This window comes from Cohnella xylanilytica (genome assembly GCF_014212175.1).
Lineage (GTDB): Bacteria > Bacillota > Bacilli > Paenibacillales > Paenibacillaceae > Cohnella > Cohnella xylanilytica.
On the sequence record NZ_JACJVR010000129.1, the window covers coordinates 1 to 14517 of the forward strand.

A 14517-nucleotide genomic window follows, 5' to 3' on the forward strand; every position below is an offset into this window, starting at 1 on the left:
ACGTTTCGTATCCGGTTATCAGGGTGTAAGCAACAACCGTACCCTAGCGACGTTCGTCGCGGTCGGTTGTCGGCAAACCTTGAATCCTTGTCCGGTGATGATGGCAGAGGGGTTCCACGCGTTCCCATCTCGAACACGACCGTTAAGCCCTCTAACGCCGATGGTACTTGGACCGCAGGGTCCTGGGAGAGTAGGAAGTCGCCGGGCAAGCTACAAGCTACAATTCAGTTTCCATTCCCTGATCAGCTCAATCTGTAGAGCGCTCGGTTATTCATCGAGAGGAAGCAGGTTCGAGTTCTGTTCGGGGAGCCGTTTGGTTATCGGGGGATCATCTCGAATGCGCGGTCGTGGCGGAATGGCAGACGCACCAGCTTGAGGGGCTGGCGGTAGCAATACCGTGGAGGTTCGAGTCCTCTCGACCGCACCATCATTCGCGGAAATAGCTCAGTGGTAGAGCATCTCGTTGCCAACGAGAAGGTCGCGGGTTCGAATCCCGTTTTCCGCTCCATACTTCCCGATACCAATCCGAGAAGCCCATAAAGGGCTTCTTTTTGCATGTCTTTGCCTAAACGAAGGCGGCCAAGGGATATCCCTTGGCCGCCTTGTTTGATAGCTTGCCGCTTGCTGCGCGCGCGAGAGAGAAGCAGCCTTCGTTACAACTTGAACCGGATCACGTTCCAGGAGGCCTTCGGCAGCTGCGCCGAGAACGAGGTGCCGTCCGCCGCCACGCTGCCTTCGCTCCGGCGAGGCTTCACCCGGTCCGGCTGGTCCGCCGTATTGGCGGCTTCCAGATCGTCGCTCTCCATGACGAGATGCTCGATCAGGCTCGCGTTCCCGAAGCTTCTCAGGTCGATGTCGAAGCCGAGCGTATCCGTCAGGTGACGGTTGACGGCGAACACCGTCAGCTCGCCGGCGGCTTCGTTATGGACGGCGACCGCTTCGACGTAAGGAACGTCCGTGTAGTCTTGAACGTCGTACTTCGGAGACTGGACGAGCGGGACGAGGACGGTGCCGCGTCCGAATACGCTGGCGTGCAGGTACGGATAATAAATCGTCTGCTTCCAGGCGCGTCCGCCGTTCTCCGTCATGATCGGGGCGATGACGTTGACGAGCTGCGCCATGCAAGCCATTTTCACCCGGTCCGCCCTCTTGAGCATGCTGATCAGCATGCAGCCGACGACGAGCGCGTCCTGATGGTTGTAGACGTCTTCCAGCTGGGGAGGCGCGATCTGCCAAGGCTCCAGCTTCCGGTCCGCCTCGTTCGAGTGGTACCAGACGTTCCATTCGTCGAACGAGAGATTCACCGTTTTCTTGCTGCGCTTCTTCGCCTTGATATAGTCGCAGGTCGCGACGACCGTCTTGATGAAGTCGTCCATGTCGAGCGAGCGGGCCAGGAACGTCGGCGTGTCCCGCTTATGGTTGTCGTAATAGCGGTGGAGCGAGATGTATTCGACATGCTCGTACGTGTGGTCGAGCACGGTCGCTTCCCATTCCGGGTAGGTCGGCATATACGTGCTGGAGCTGCCGCAAGCGACAAGCTCGATCGTCGGGTCGACCCACTTCATCACCTTGGCGCTCTCCGCCGCGATTCGTCCGTATTCCGCCGCCGTCTTGGCTCCGATCTGCCACGGGCCGTCCATCTCGTTGCCCAGGCACCACGTCTTGATGCGATGAGGCTCCTTGTAGCCGTGGGAGATGCGAAGGTCGCTCAAGTACGTGCCGGACGGATGGTTCGCGTATTCCACCAGCTCGCGCGCCTCGTTCGGGCCGCGGGTGCCGAGGTTGACCGCCATCATCGCCGTCGTGTTCGCCTTCCGGCACCAGTCCATGAATTCGTTCAAGCCGAACGTGTTCGGCTCGATCGTGCGCCAGGCGAGCTCCAGTCGTCTCTTACGGTTCTCGGCGGGCCCGACGCTGTCCTCCCAATTGAAGCCCGATACGAAGTTGCCTCCCGGATACCGGACGATCGGGACGTTCAGCGATTTGACGAGCTCCAGCACGTCGGTGCGGAACCCTTGCTCGTCGGCCGACGGATGTCCCGGTTCGAAGATGCCGCCGTACACGGCCCGGCCCAAATGCTCGATAAACGACCCGTACAAGCGGGGATCGACTTCGCCTACTTGGAAATCCTTCTCCACCTTCATCTTAGCGTTAACGGCAGCGCTTGACATGCGATCACCTCATGAAATAATATAAATATTAATCGAATTACAAAAATGTTATCTAACTTATATTTAACATAGGCGAAGGCCGTTTGGCAACGTCTTTTTTGCAAGCGTTATATAGAGGGGGACTACAGGAATGATCCGCGCGAACACGGGGCGCAAGTGGCTGCCGACGTATGAAGCGCTGGCGAGCGAGGTGCGGCTGTCGGTGCTTGAGCTGCTCGCCGAGCGAGAGATGAACGTCAAGGAACTGGCGAAGGCGCTGGAGCTGAGCGGGCCCATCATGACGATGCATATCCGCAAGCTGGAGGAAGGGGGGCTTATCCGGACGCAGATGGTCCGCAGGGACGGAGGAACGCACAAGATGTGTTCGCTCGCGACGGACGGAGTGGAGATCGCCTTCCCGAACTCGGAGCCGCGCCATCGCCGTCCGATTCAGGAAGCGTCGGTGCCGGTCGGGCACTATACAAGGTACGAGGTTCATCCGACGTGCGGTCTCGCGACGCGGGAGAAGCTGATCGGGCAATTCGACGATCCCCGGTACTTCCTGGAGCCGGAGCGGATGAACGCGCAGATTCTATGGTTCGGGAGAGGGTACGTGGAGTATCAGATTCCGAATTACCTGCTGCCCGGACAGCAGGCGCGCGAGATCGAGATCTCCGTCGAGATCGGTTCCGAGGCGCCCGGCGTGAGCAAGAGCTGGCCCTCGGACATTCATTTCTATCTGAACGGAGTCTTGCTCGGCGTCTGGACGAGCCCCGGCGACAGCGGAGAAGGGCGGGGTCAATTGACGCCCGCCTGGTGGCATGATGGATTGAATCAATACGGGTGGTTGAAAATCATCCGAATCGACGACAACGGAACTTACGTCGACGGACAGCGGGTATCCGACGTCCGCCTCGCGGACGTCCCGTTGTCCCGGAACGACTGGACGATCCGGTTCGCGGTTCCCGCGGACGCCGAACGCGTCGGAGGATTGACGCTGTACGGGGAAGCGTTCGGCAACTACGAGCAGGACATCGCGTTCCGGGTGTACGGGTAAGCCTCGCGTCCCCCTATTCGAGCTCGAATAGACGAAGCTCCTCCGCCCGGTGCAGCGCCTGGATGCGAGAGGACACTCCCAGCTTCGCGTAAACGCGGCTTAGATACACCTTGACCGTGCCCTCCGTCAGATGAAGCCTCTCGGCGATCTCCCGGTTGACGGCGCCGCGCACCGCTTCGAGCAGCACGGCTCTCTCCTTGGCCGTCAGCGGCTCCGGCACATTGGGACGGGCGATCGGCTGCTCCTTCGGCGCGAACCGGGTCAGCAGATCGGACACATAGCCGAGCGCGGCTTCCTCCGGCTCGCAGACGAGGCCGGTCCGCTGCTTGAGCCGGTAATCCCGGAATTGGCGAAGCAGGGACAACATCGGGTCCCCTTCGTCCAAGAAGGTCCGAATGTAGCCGTTCGGGTGCCCGATGTCGAGCGCCTGCTCCAGATAACCGAACGCTGCGCTCCGGTACCCGCGCTGAGCTTCGATCAACGCCCGGAGGGCTGCGACCTCGGCCATGCCGATCAAGCTGCCCTCCCGCTTGTTCAGGCGCATAAGCGTCTCCAGCAGCTGGAGGGCTTCCTTCTCCTTGCGCCTGGCTCCGAGCAGGCGGGCAAGGGTCGTATACTCCATCACCCGGAACAAGGACGGCTTCTCGGGCTGCAGACGGAGCCGGTTCAGCTCCTTTTCCGCTTGCGCCAGATTCCCTTCCCGGATAAGGAGATGTGCCCGGGCGGCACCAAGGACGCTTAGCCAATGGTCGGCGTCGGGGTAATCGCGGACTTCTACGGCGGCCTCCTCCAGCGCTTCGAACGCGGCATCCCGGCTGCCCTCGGCCCATCGCAGCCGGGAGAGCACGATCCGGTTCGGAACGAGCAGTCCGCCGATCCGCTGCCGCCGGGCGACGGGTTCGACCCGGCGCAGCAGCTCTTCGCCGTCCCGCAGCCGGTCCCATTCGTAGTAGCCTTCCGCCACCGACTGAACGATATATTGGGCGAACAGCGAATGTCCCCAGCCGCGGGAATCCAGAATCGAGATGATGCGATGGCTAAGCGCTTCGATCCCGGGGGGCTGCTCTCCGCGCAGGCCGAATACCGTTCGTCTCACGAGCGGTTCGTTCGTGTTGTAGTTCAGGTAGTAGAACATCGGGCTCTTCGGAAGCATGTCGGGCAGCCGTTCGGCATAAGCGTACCACTGGTCGTAATCGCCGGCGGAGAAGGCCAGATTGATCTTCACGAAGAATAATCCGCTCTGAATCTCCCGCGCTTCGTCTCCTTCCAGCCCCTCCGCCACTCTCTCCAGGCGACTCAGCTCCGCGCGGGCCCGTTCGAACTGTCCGGTCACGATCAAGACGAACGAGTGAAGCAGCGCGAGCGGATGCGGGACCGCTTCCGGCGGGAGCTGCCCCATCCAGCGAAGCAGCGTCGCCAGTTCCCCGTTGCGCAGCACCGTCTGGACGTGGCCGGCCAGCAGGCCGGCCGCCATCGCGGAATCCCCCGCGGCCAAGGCGTGCTCGATCGCTTCGTCCATCAAGCCGCGGCCTGCGAAATGAAGCGCCGCGAGCCGGTTCAGCTCGGGCCAGAGTCCGGGCTCCTCCGCCTGCAGCCGGTTGCGGAGGAACAGCGACAGCAGATGGTGGTACCGGTACCAGGTGCCCGCGTCGTCGAGCGGAGACAGCAGCAGATTGCGCTTCCGCAGTTCCTCGAGCACCCGCCCGGCGTTCCCGGTCAGCGCCAGAGCGTCGCAGGCCGGAGCGTCGAACCGCGACAGCGCCGAAGTCCGAAGCAGGAAGGTCCGCAATTCGTCGGGCAGATGGCCGAAAACTTCCTCGAACAGGTACTGCATCAGGTTCCGGTCGTCGCCCCGGTATTGATCGAAGAAGCGTTCCGGATCGTCGTGCTCGCTCAGCCTTAGCGAGATCAGCTGCAGGCTGGCCGCCCAGCCCTCCGTCCACCGCATCAACTGCCCGATCCTCTCGTCCGACAACGCCAGCCCCGCCGAATCCCGGCAGAACCGCCCCGTCTCTTCGGGGGTGAACGACAGCTGCTTCGCCGACAGATCGAGCCGTTGCCCCCTCGCGTTCCACTTGGCCGTGGATACGGGAGGCTCCGTCCGACTCGAGATCGTCAGATGGACCCGGTCCGGCAGATGGTCGATCGCGTAAGCGAGGCTGTCGTGGATCGAGGCGTCCGATAGGGTGTGGTAATCGTCCAGCACGATCGCCAGCCGATCGGGAGCCTTCTCTTCCAATTCGCTAAGCAGGATGTCCAGAATCGAACGGATCGTCGCGTTCGGATACGCCAGAAGCAGCGGCTCGAGCCGTTCCGGAAGCGCGGGGGAGACGAACGGCGCGACGGAGCGGACGAACGTTCGCCAGAACTTCATCAAGTCGTCGTCGGTCTCGTCGATCGAGAACCAGGCGACGGGAGCCGGGGATTGACGCGCCCACTGGCTGAGCAGCGTCGTCTTGCCGAAGCCGGCGGGAGCGCATACCAAGGTCAGCCGCCCGTTCAAGGCCTCCGTCAGACGCCGGGCGAGCCGGTCGCGCGCGATGCCGTTGTCCCTCGGGAGGGGCGGACGTATTTTCGTCTGGAGGATCACATCTTGCCGCACGGATTTTCCCCGCTTTCCTCGACTATTCTCTCTTCCATCATAGCCTACTTGCGGCGAACGGGGCGATTATTTTGTCGAACGGCGGCGGTCGAACGAGGATGGCGGCATCCAAAAAACGAAAAGAAGCTGCTCCCGAGCCGCATTCGCGGCCGTTGGAGCAGCTTCTTCTCGTTTACGTTCCGGACGAGGACTTCGCGAACGTATGAGCCTTCTTCCAGCTCTTGCCCCCATCGGAGGAAGTGTACAGGACCGAAGGCTTCTCGCTGTCCGTCGCGACGAACCAGAGATGGCTTGCATCCGCCGCCGCGAGATATGGTTCGCCGAAGCCGTCGAATTCGCTCTTGCGGGCCGCCCAGCTCTTGCCGCCGTCGGTCGTCTCCATGATCGAATTCGGCTTGTCGCAGGCAGGGCATTCGCCGCCGAGGAACGCCGTCTGCGGGTTGACGACGTACAGCGCTCCGGGCTTGGAGCCGGAGGCCTTCGGATACTTGTCGTCGTCCATCGAGAAGCCCGGGGCGGGACCGGCTCCCGCGGTGTTGTTGACGATAGCCGGCAGCCAGCTCTTGCCGCCGTCTGTCGTGTGGAACAGCGCGTAGGACGTCTGCGACATGCCCGATCCGCCGACGACTTCGATCCAGGCGTCGTTCTTGCCGGCCGAGCGGATAAGGGTTCCGGTCACGCCGTTGCCGTCCTGGATCTTGCGCGTCATGACCGTCTTCCAGGTCTTGCCCGCGTCGGCGGAATGGAGGAAGCTGTACTTGTCCGAGCTCGCCTGCACCGCCCAGCCGTTGGCCGCGTCGTGGAAGTAGACGTCCCCGACGACGCCCTTCGGCACGTTCAGCGTCTTCCACGTCCGGCCGCCGTCTGTCGTCGTCGCGTTGCCGCTGAACGCGGTCTTGTCGTCCGTGAAGTGGAGGAATGCCCGGTTGGGCACCGTTCCGACGGCTTCCCAATGCTTGCCGCCGTCCGTCGAGCGGACGAGGCGGGCAGTCTTCGCGTCTTTGCCTTCTGCGAGCGTCGCCCACACTTTGTTCCCGTTCAGCGCGAACAGCTGGTTCACGGTGAACGACCCGGTATATTGCTTCGTCCAATGAACGCCGCCGTCGTCGGTCCGGGCGATCCAGCCCTTGCCGCCGGCCCAGCCGCTCTTGGCGTCGGCCAGACGCAGCGCCGTGACGGTTCCCGCCGGTTCGGTCGACGGCTTCGTACCCGTCCCGACGGGAGACGCCGAAGCTCCGCCGCCGCTCGGCTCGGCCGAAGGCGAAGCCGAAGGGGATTCGGAGCCGGCCGGCGAGGAGGACGGGGAGGCCGAAGGGGAGGCCGACGGCGAGACGGAGGGGCTCGCCGAACCGCTGTCCGTGGCCTGCGGAGACCCTGCGGGCGTATTGCCGGAGCCGGAACATCCGGACAGGGCCAGCGACATCGCGACGGTCATCAATAAAATTCCTTTACCTAACGCCCGTTGCTTCAACAAGGCGTCCACCACCTTTTTTCTCATGATGTTTAAAAGCTTAACCGTTCAGTCGTTAGACGAACCGGGGTGGAGAAGAGTTGCAGGCGGGCCGATACGTAATGTTGCCAGCAGCATCTCTCGTTCTCGAGCGAGCCGGTTGTGGCGCGTTTGGATCGCCGCCCCCTCTATGGACGTTCTGTGCTATAATGATAGGCATTGTCCCGGGACACGGGGCCGCGGTTCGAGACCTCCCGCGTTATCAAAACTAGGAGTGATAAGCTTTATGTACAATTTTCTATGGGGCGTCTTCTTCGTGGCCGTCAACTTCGCCCTCTTCCTGGCCTGCTATCGCCTGCTCGGCAAGAACGGTCTGTACGCCTGGATCGGAGCGGCGACGGTGCTCGCCAACATCCAGGTGGTCAAGACGATCGAGATGTTCGGCGTCGTCATGACGCTCGGCAACACGATCTACGCGACGATCTATCTCACCACGGACTTGCTCAACGAGAAGTACGGGGAGAAGGAAGCGCGCAAGGCGGTCTGGTTCGGCTTCTTCAGCATGATCATGGCGCTGATCCTGATGCAGATGGTGCTCGCGTTCAAGCCCGGCTCGGACGATATTTCGCAGGAGGCGCTCGAGACGATATTCGGACTTACGCCGCGAATCGCGCTCGGCAGCCTGTGCGCCTACTTCGTCAGCCAATTCCTCGACGTTCGTATTTTCAGCCGCCTGAAGGTCGCTTATCCGAACCGCTCGCAGCTGTGGATTCGCAACAACGGAAGCACGGGCCTTAGCCAGCTCGTCGATACGCTGGTGTTCTGCTCGATCGCGTTCATCGGCATCTACCCGTGGGACGTCTGGTGGCAGATCGCGTTGACGACGTACGTGCTCAAGTTCGTCATCTCCGTCGCGTCGACGCCGGTTATCTATATCGCCAGAAGCTTCAAGTTCAAGGAAGAAGGTTGACGTCATGCCCCGGACCGCCGCGCGCGGTTGCGGGGCTTTAATGTTTGTTGGGGGGCGAAGAGAGGAACTGGATTGCGTACATAGGCAGGGAAAAGGGGCCGCATGAAAAGCCCCGGCGGAGTCCATCTGTCATGGACCCCGTCGGGGCTTCGCGCCTAGCGGCGATCAATCGCCGAGCGCGACGACGGCGCGGCCTCGCATCTGGCCGCGCAGCACTTGGCCGAGCGCTTCCGGCAGCTCGGCCAGCGCAATGACGCGGGCGATGGCGCCGACGAGCGCCTCGCCCGGCTTCCATTCCGCCGCGAGCCGGTCCCACACCGCGCGGCGGACGTCCATCGGGCAGAAGACGGAGTCGATGCCCAGCAGGTTCACGCCGCGCAGGATGAACGGATACACCGTCGCGGCGAAGTCCGCGCCGCCCGTCAAGCCGCTCAGCGCGACGGAGCCGCCGTACCGCACGGAGGCGAGCACGTGCGGCAAGGTCGGGCCGCCGACCGGGTCGACCGCGGCCGCCCATCGCTCGCGCCCGAGCGAGCGGCCCGCCGGCACCTCCAGCTCCGCAGGCGTCACGATCTCGCTCGCCCCGAGCTCGCGCAAGTACCCGCTCTCGCCGGCTTTCCGGCTGCTCGCGGTCACCTCGTAGCCCGAGCGCGCGAGCAGCGCCACGGCCCAACTGCCGACGCCGCCCGTCGCTCCGCTCACGAGCGCGGGTCCCCGGCCCGGAGACAATCCGTTCTCCTCCAGCCGGTGCACCGACAGCGCCGCCGTGAACCCGGCGGTGCCCAGAGCCATCGCCTCCAGCGCCGTCAGCCCCTTCGGCAGCGGCACGACCCAATCCGCCGGCACGCGCGCGGCTTGGCTGAAGCCCCCGAACCGGGATACGCCGAGCCCGTATCCCGTCACGAGCACCTCGTCCCCTTCGCGGAAGTCCGGGGACGAGGAAGCGAGAACCGTGCCCGCCAGGTCGATGCCGGGCACGTGCGGATAGCTTCGCACGATTTTCCCGTCCGGAATGGAGGCCAGTCCGTCCTTGTAATTGACGCCCGAGTAGGCGACGCGAATCGTCACGTCCCCTTCCGGCAGCTGATCGATCGCGTACTCGCGCACCTCCGCGGCCAGCTCCGACCCCTGCCCGTCCACCGTCAACGCCAGAAACTTCTCCATCTCCGCATCCTCCCGTCTCGCCTCGTTCGTTCTTGCCATCCGATTCCCGAATACAACCCCATCATAGCACTCCGCGCCGGCCGGTTAAAGCGGCGTTCCGATTAGGTGTTGACAGCGGCGAACGGTCGGTGCTATTGTTAAACCATTCCAAATTACCTACTAATACAATCGGAATTATACAAGAAAGTCGACCGGACTGCCGGAGACCCTCCCTCATCCCGAGGCAGGGTCTTTTTCTATGATTCCGAGGAAGAGAGACGAATGGAGAGGAAGTGCTTCGAACGATGGAATTAACCCGACCCGTCAAGCTGTCCGCCGCCCCCGGCGGAAGAACCGCCCTGTCGGCCGCCTCGGTCGCGGTCATTCTGCTGCCGGCCGCCCTGCTCGCCCTCGCGCTGACCGCGCACGAGGTGCTGCCGAACAAGCAGCCGGTGCTGCATTCGGCGCAGTACGGCTATTTGCTCATTGTCCTATTCGGGGCGTACGCCCTGTGGGCCATCTTCGCCTTCGCTTCGGAAGGAGCCTTCCGCAGGCTGAGGACGCAGGCGCCCATAACCGCGCTGATTATCGGGATCGTCGGCGTCTGGGAGCTGCTGACGCTGAAGCTGGACTCGCTGCCGCTGCCGTACTTCCCTTCCCCGGTCAAAATCGCCGACGCTCTCATCGACGACCGCGAGAAACTGCTGATCTGCACGCTCTACTCGCTTCGCCTGCTGTTCCTCGGCTACCTGATCGGCGCCTTCTTCGGGCTCGTCACGGGCCTTCTGATGGGCTGGTATAAGCAGTTCCAATACTGGATCAACCCGTTCCTGCGGTTCATCGGGCCGATTCCGGCCACCGCGTGGATCCCGGTCGTCCTGCTCGTCTTCCCGTCCAGCTTCACGGCGAGCCTCTTCCTCATCGCGCTCGGCACGTGGTTCCCCGTGGCGGTCATGACCTGGTCGGGCATCGCTGGCGTGAACAAATCGTTCTTCGAAGTCGCCAAAACGCTCGGAGCGAGCGAGAGGTATCTCGTCTTCAAAGTAGCCTTCCCCGCGGCGTTCCCTCTCGTCTTCATCGGCTTGTTCATGGGGCTCGGCACCTCGTTCGTCACGCTTGTCGTGGCCGAGATGCTCGGGGTGAAGGCCGGCCTCGGCTTCTACATCACGTGGGCCCAGGGCTGGGCGGAGTATTACAAGGTGTACGCGGCGCTGCTCATCATGGCCGTGCTGTTCTCGACGATCATGACGCTGCTGTTCAAGGCGCGCGACCGCGTCCTGATCTGGCAGAAGGGGTTGATCAAATGGTGACCAGAGCGCAGGGAGGCCGCATCGTCATCCAAGACGTCTCCCGAACGTTCGAGGACCGCGGCAGCCAGGTCGTCGCCCTCGGCAACGTCAACCTGGACATCGAGCCGGGAGAGTTCATCTCCCTCATCGGCCCGAGCGGCTGCGGCAAGTCGACGCTGCTGCGCCTCGTGACCGGGCTCGACCGCCCCTCCTCCGGCGAGATCCGGCTGGACGGCGAGGTCGTTCGCGACTCGCACTATTCGCGCGGGCTCGTGTTCCAAGATCCGACCTTATTCCCGTGGAAATCGATCTGGGGCAACGTGGCGACCGGACTGGAAGCGCGCGGGGTTCTGAAGGAGCGGAAGGGGGAGGTGGACAAGTTCCTCGAGCTCGTCGGCTTGAAGGGCTTCGAGCGGGCGTATCCGCACCAGCTGTCCGGAGGAATGGCGCAGAGAGCCGCCCTGGCCCGCGCGCTCGTCAACCATCCGAAGGTGCTGCTTCTCGACGAGCCGCTCGGCGCCTTGGACGCGTTCACGCGGATGAACCTGCAGGACGAGATTCTCCGCATCTGGCAGGAGCGGAGGACGACGATGATCTTCGTCACGCACGACATCGACGAGGCGGTCTACCTGAGCGACCGGGTCGTCATCATGACGCCGCGGCCGGCCAAGATCAAGGAGATCGTGAAGATCGACCTGCCTCGTCCCCGCGCCCGCAACGGAGGAACGTTCTTCGAATACCGGTCGCGCATTCTCGAATCGCTGCAGCTCGCGCCCGAGGCCGTGCAGCCCGAATACATCGTGTGAGGCGGGGGAAGACATGAACGGATCGAGACAAGGGAGTCTATGGGCCCTCATAGCCGCGCTGTTGGCTATGGCGCTGCTCTCCGCCTGCTCGGCCGACGCCGGCGCTTCTTCCGGAGGCGGGGACGACGGGCGGTACGGCATCGCGTTCTCGGCATCGCCGGAGACGCCGAAGCTCGGCGAGAGCGTGTCCCTGACCGTCGACGTGACGCAGGGCGGCAAACCCGTGAAGGGCGCGGAGGTCGTCCTGGAGCTGTGGCCCCAAGGCGCGGAGCCGGACGGACACGCCCAATTGGCGGCGAAGGAGACCGGCGAAGGCTCGTACGTGCTGAAGGGCGAGTTCTCTCAAGCCGGCAAGTATTACGTCATTACGCACGTCACTCCGAAGGAGACGGGGCAGATGACGATGGCCAGCTTCGAATTCGAGATCGAGGATTGAAGGAGGGGACGATATTGGCGCAGAAAAGACGAAAAATAGGGCTGCGGCTGTCCGCGGCCCTGCTCCTTGCGTTGTCGGCGGCGTCTTGGCACGCGCACGGGGCGGAGGCTTCGGCCGCGGAGCCGGAGCCTTCTCCGACGCTGCCCGCCTGCCACTACCTGCCGCCGGACGACGGGCAGCCGATCCGGGTGGCCGCGACGGCGAAGACGGCGAAGGCGGAGACGGCCGGGAAGCAGCCGAGCGAGGAGGAGGGCGGCTCCTCCGTCTTGAAGAGCGGCGTCGGCGCGGCCGGAGCCGTCTCCGCGCTCGTCCTGATCGCGGCGGCGGCGGCCGTATACCGGCGCAAGAGGAGGACGTAGCGGGGCGCGCTGCGGCTTGCGGCTCAGGACGAGGCCGGACGGAGCAGCCGCTCCGTTCTCTCGCTGAGATCGTCCCAGGACAGCGCGCCGAGCACGCCGTCCTGGATGACTCCGTTGGCGTCGATGAAGAAGGTGGTCGGGATCGGACGGATGCGGTAGCGATCCGCCGCCGCGCTCTTGTCGTCGAGCGGAACCGGGAAGTCGAAGCCGTACTTCGCGGCGAATGCTCGTGCCGACTTCTCGCTGTCCCCCGCGGTCAGGTTGACGGCGACGATCTGCACCCGCGAGCCGAGTTCCTTCTGCAGCTTGACGAAGTTCGGGGCTTCTTCCTTGCAGGGGCCGCACCAGGACGCCCAGAAGTTCAGAACGACCGGCTTGCCCCGGAACTGATGCAGGCTGTATGCTTGGCCGTCCATGCCCGTCAGGGCGAAGTCGGGGGCGTAGGCGCCGATCTCCGGCGCTTCCCGCACCGTCTTGGCCGCGGCGGCAGAGTCGGCGCTCGCGGCAGTCGGGGATTCCGCGGCGTACGAATAGACGACGACGCCGATCAAGGCGGCGGCGCCGAGGGAGACGATCCAGGCTCTCATTCTGTTCATGAAGGGGCCACGCTCTCTTCCGGATTTATTCCGATAAACATCATCGGCTTAGTTGAAGTTAACAACGAACCTTTATAAATGTCAATATCAACCTCTTCATCAAAAATAAAACATTTCGTTGACAAACCCGGATTCCCGGCCTAATATAAAGACGTAAATTCCGGGACGATTACTAGAATATTAGGGGCTGTCGCCCGATCCAAGTTGACCAGACCGCTGGAGACTGAATCCATCCGATCGACGGATGCGTTCGGTCTCTTTTTTTGTGGACTGCGGACGACGCTTCAGAAGCCGAGAAGGAGACGATTCAGAATGAGCGACGAGAACAAGAAGCCATGGAGATTCGACACGCTGCAGGTGCATGCCGGGCAACGGCCGGACCCGACGACGGGAGCGAGAGCCGTCCCGATCTATCAGACGACTTCGTTCGTGTTCGAGAGCGTCGAGCAGGGCCAGCGCCTCGCCAGCTTCGAGGAGGAAGGGCACCTGTACTCGAGAATCGGCAACCCGACGAACGACGTGCTCGAGCAGCGCATCGCCGCGCTCGAAGGCGGAGCCGGGGCGCTCGCGGTCGCGTCCGGTTCCGCGGCGGTCACCTACTCGATCCTGAACATCGCAGGAGCCGGCGACGAGATTGTGGCGGCCCGCACGCTGTACGGTGGCACGTTCAACCTGTTCGACGTCACGCTGCCGAAGATCGGCATTACGACCCGGTTCGTAAACCCGGACGATCCCGAGAACTTCCGCAGGGCGATCACGGCCAAGACGAAGGCGGTATTCCTGGAATCGATCGGCAACCCGGGCATCAACCTCGTCGACATCGCGGCCATCGCCGACATCGCGCACGAACGCGGAATCCCGCTGATCGTCGACAACACGTTCGGCACCCCGTACCTGATCCGGCCGATCGAGCACGGAGCGGACATCGTCGTCCATTCGGCGACGAAGTACATAGGCGGCCACGGGACGTCCATCGGAGGGCTTATCGTGGACGGCGGCCGCTTCGACTGGGCGAACGGGAACTTCCCGGCGTTCACCGAGCCGGACAAGAGCTACAACGGCATCCGGTTCGCCGAGAAGTTCGGCGAGCTCGCCTACATCACGAAGGCGCGCGTCCAATGGCTCCGGGACACGGGCGCTTCGATCAGCCCGTTCAATTCGTTCCTGCTGCTGCAGGGACTCGAGACGCTGTCGCTGCGGGTCGAGAAGCACCTGAGCAACGCGAGGAAGGTCGCGGAGTACTTGAACAATCACCCGGACGTCGCGTGGGTGAACTACCCGGGGCTGGAGGGGAACCCGTATTACGCCCTCTCCCAGAAGTATTTCCCGAAAGGGCCGGGTTCTATCTTCACCTTCGGGCTGAAGGGCGGATTCGAGGCGGCGAAGCGGGCGATCAACGGGCTGAAGCTGTTCTCCCTGCTGGCCAACGTGGCGGACGCGAAGTCGCTCGTCATCCACCCGGCGAGCACGACCCACGCGCAGCTGACCGAAGAGGAGCAGGCGAACGCGGGCGTTACGCCGGACCTGATCCGGCTGTCGATCGGAATCGAGGACCCGGACGACCTGATCGAGGATCTGGAACAGGCGATCCGCCAGGCGGCCGCGGTGGCGGCCGGATAACGGCGTTTACCGGGGCGCAAGGCCGGAGCCGGAGAATGC

The 14517-nt window shown here is 63.4% G+C and carries 12 protein-coding genes, 3 tRNA genes and 1 rRNA gene; 11 read left to right on the forward strand and 5 right to left on the reverse strand.

The genetic code is table 11. The annotated features are described in order from the left end of the window. The first annotated feature begins 90 nt into the window (after window positions 1–90). The 4 genes from rrf (at window position 91) to H7B90_RS29305 (ending at window position 508) form a co-directional block, all read left to right on the forward strand. Window positions 91–207, forward strand: a 5S ribosomal RNA gene (gene rrf / locus H7B90_RS29290). 28 nt (window positions 208–235) lie between these two features. After that, window positions 236–309 (forward strand) — tRNA-Asn (locus H7B90_RS29295). Window positions 310–341: 32 nt separating this feature from the next. Further along, window positions 342–427: transfer RNA gene (locus H7B90_RS29300), tRNA-Leu, on the forward strand. A gap of 6 nt (window positions 428–433) precedes the next feature. Continuing rightward, window positions 434–508, forward strand: a tRNA-Gly gene (locus H7B90_RS29305). Window positions 509–653: 145 nt separating this feature from the next. Here H7B90_RS29305 and arfA read toward each other — a convergent pair. Further along, window positions 654–2171 (reverse strand): arabinosylfuranosidase ArfA, encoded by a 1518-nt coding sequence (gene arfA / locus H7B90_RS29310; protein ID WP_185139448.1) that lies wholly within the window; start codon window positions 2169–2171, stop codon window positions 654–656. A 130-nt stretch (window positions 2172–2301) separates the two neighbouring features. Here arfA and H7B90_RS29315 point away from each other — a divergent pair, with 130 nt between their 5' ends. Further along, window positions 2302–3207 carry an ArsR/SmtB family transcription factor gene (locus H7B90_RS29315; RefSeq protein WP_185139449.1) on the forward strand — a complete coding sequence of 302 codons (906 nt, stop codon included), beginning with the start codon at window positions 2302–2304 and terminating at the stop codon, window positions 3205–3207. 13 nt (window positions 3208–3220) lie between these two features. On the opposite strand, the gene H7B90_RS33530 is transcribed toward H7B90_RS29315, so the two are convergent. Next, window positions 3221–5809, reverse strand: coding sequence for a winged helix-turn-helix domain-containing protein (locus tag H7B90_RS33530; RefSeq protein ID WP_185139450.1), 2589 nt, complete (start codon window positions 5807–5809; stop codon window positions 3221–3223). Window positions 5810–5981: 172 nt separating this feature from the next. After that, window positions 5982–7244 (reverse strand): WD40/YVTN/BNR-like repeat-containing protein, encoded by a 1263-nt coding sequence (locus tag H7B90_RS29325; protein WP_185139451.1) that lies wholly within the window; start codon window positions 7242–7244, stop codon window positions 5982–5984. Window positions 7245–7545: 301 nt separating this feature from the next. On the opposite strand from H7B90_RS29325, the gene H7B90_RS29330 reads away from it, so the two are divergent. Further along, window positions 7546–8229 carry a queuosine precursor transporter gene (locus tag H7B90_RS29330; RefSeq protein ID WP_185139452.1) on the forward strand — a complete coding sequence of 228 codons (684 nt, stop codon included), beginning with the start codon at window positions 7546–7548 and terminating at the stop codon, window positions 8227–8229. Between the two features lie 165 nt (window positions 8230–8394). Here H7B90_RS29330 and H7B90_RS29335 read toward each other — a convergent pair whose 3' ends face one another. Next, the gene (locus tag H7B90_RS29335; protein WP_185139453.1) at window positions 8395–9393 is read right to left on the reverse strand and encodes an acrylyl-CoA reductase family protein; all 999 of its coding nucleotides are present in this window, start codon (window positions 9391–9393) and stop codon (window positions 8395–8397) included. A gap of 284 nt (window positions 9394–9677) precedes the next feature. On the opposite strand from H7B90_RS29335, the gene H7B90_RS29340 reads away from it, so the two are divergent. The 4 genes from H7B90_RS29340 to H7B90_RS29355 are packed head-to-tail and all read left to right on the forward strand — an operon-like array spanning window position 9678 to window position 12262. Next, on the forward strand, window positions 9678–10682 hold the full coding sequence (locus H7B90_RS29340; RefSeq protein ID WP_185139454.1) for an ABC transporter permease: 1005 nt from the start codon (window positions 9678–9680) through the stop codon (window positions 10680–10682). After that, window positions 10676–11467 carry an ABC transporter ATP-binding protein gene (locus H7B90_RS29345; protein WP_185139455.1) on the forward strand — a complete coding sequence of 264 codons (792 nt, stop codon included), beginning with the start codon at window positions 10676–10678 and terminating at the stop codon, window positions 11465–11467. Before H7B90_RS29340 ends, H7B90_RS29345 begins: the two co-directional genes overlap by 7 nt. Before the next feature lie 13 nt (window positions 11468–11480). After that, window positions 11481–11903 (forward strand): FixH family protein, encoded by a 423-nt coding sequence (locus H7B90_RS29350; protein WP_185139456.1) that lies wholly within the window; start codon window positions 11481–11483, stop codon window positions 11901–11903. A gap of 14 nt (window positions 11904–11917) precedes the next feature. Beyond that, window positions 11918–12262, forward strand: a complete 345-nt coding sequence (locus tag H7B90_RS29355; protein ID WP_185139457.1) for a hypothetical protein — start codon at window positions 11918–11920, stop codon at window positions 12260–12262. 23 nt (window positions 12263–12285) lie between these two features. On the opposite strand, the gene H7B90_RS29360 is transcribed toward H7B90_RS29355, so the two are convergent. Continuing rightward, window positions 12286–12858 carry a TlpA family protein disulfide reductase gene (locus tag H7B90_RS29360; RefSeq protein WP_185139458.1) on the reverse strand — a complete coding sequence of 191 codons (573 nt, stop codon included), beginning with the start codon at window positions 12856–12858 and terminating at the stop codon, window positions 12286–12288. 312 nt (window positions 12859–13170) lie between these two features. Here H7B90_RS29360 and H7B90_RS29365 point away from each other — a divergent pair, with 312 nt between their 5' ends. Continuing rightward, complete coding sequence (locus H7B90_RS29365) at window positions 13171–14478, forward strand: O-acetylhomoserine aminocarboxypropyltransferase/cysteine synthase family protein (RefSeq protein WP_185139459.1); 1308 nt, start codon at window positions 13171–13173, stop codon at window positions 14476–14478. Window positions 14479–14517 lie beyond the last annotated feature (39 nt).

Bases quoted from the DNA above. Each gene is read 5' to 3' on its own strand.
- H7B90_RS29330 (WP_185139452.1), top strand. From the start codon at position 7,546: ATGTACAATTTTCTATGGGGCGTCTTCTTCGTGGCCGTCAACTTCGCC.
- H7B90_RS29335 (WP_185139453.1), bottom strand. From the start codon at position 9,393: ATGGAGAAGTTTCTGGCGTTGACGGTGGACGGGCAGGGGTCGGAGCTG.
- H7B90_RS29315 (WP_185139449.1), top strand. From the start codon at position 2,302: ATGATCCGCGCGAACACGGGGCGCAAGTGGCTGCCGACGTATGAAGCG.
- H7B90_RS29345 (WP_185139455.1), top strand. From the start codon at position 10,676: ATGGTGACCAGAGCGCAGGGAGGCCGCATCGTCATCCAAGACGTCTCC.
- H7B90_RS29325 (WP_185139451.1), bottom strand. From the start codon at position 7,244: ATGACCGTCGCGATGTCGCTGGCCCTGTCCGGATGTTCCGGCTCCGGC.
- H7B90_RS29365 (WP_185139459.1), top strand. From the start codon at position 13,171: ATGAGCGACGAGAACAAGAAGCCATGGAGATTCGACACGCTGCAGGTG.
- H7B90_RS29340 (WP_185139454.1), top strand. From the start codon at position 9,678: ATGGAATTAACCCGACCCGTCAAGCTGTCCGCCGCCCCCGGCGGAAGA.
- arfA (WP_185139448.1), bottom strand. From the start codon at position 2,171: ATGTCAAGCGCTGCCGTTAACGCTAAGATGAAGGTGGAGAAGGATTTC.
- H7B90_RS29350 (WP_185139456.1), top strand. From the start codon at position 11,481: ATGAACGGATCGAGACAAGGGAGTCTATGGGCCCTCATAGCCGCGCTG.
- H7B90_RS29360 (WP_185139458.1), bottom strand. From the start codon at position 12,858: ATGAACAGAATGAGAGCCTGGATCGTCTCCCTCGGCGCCGCCGCCTTG.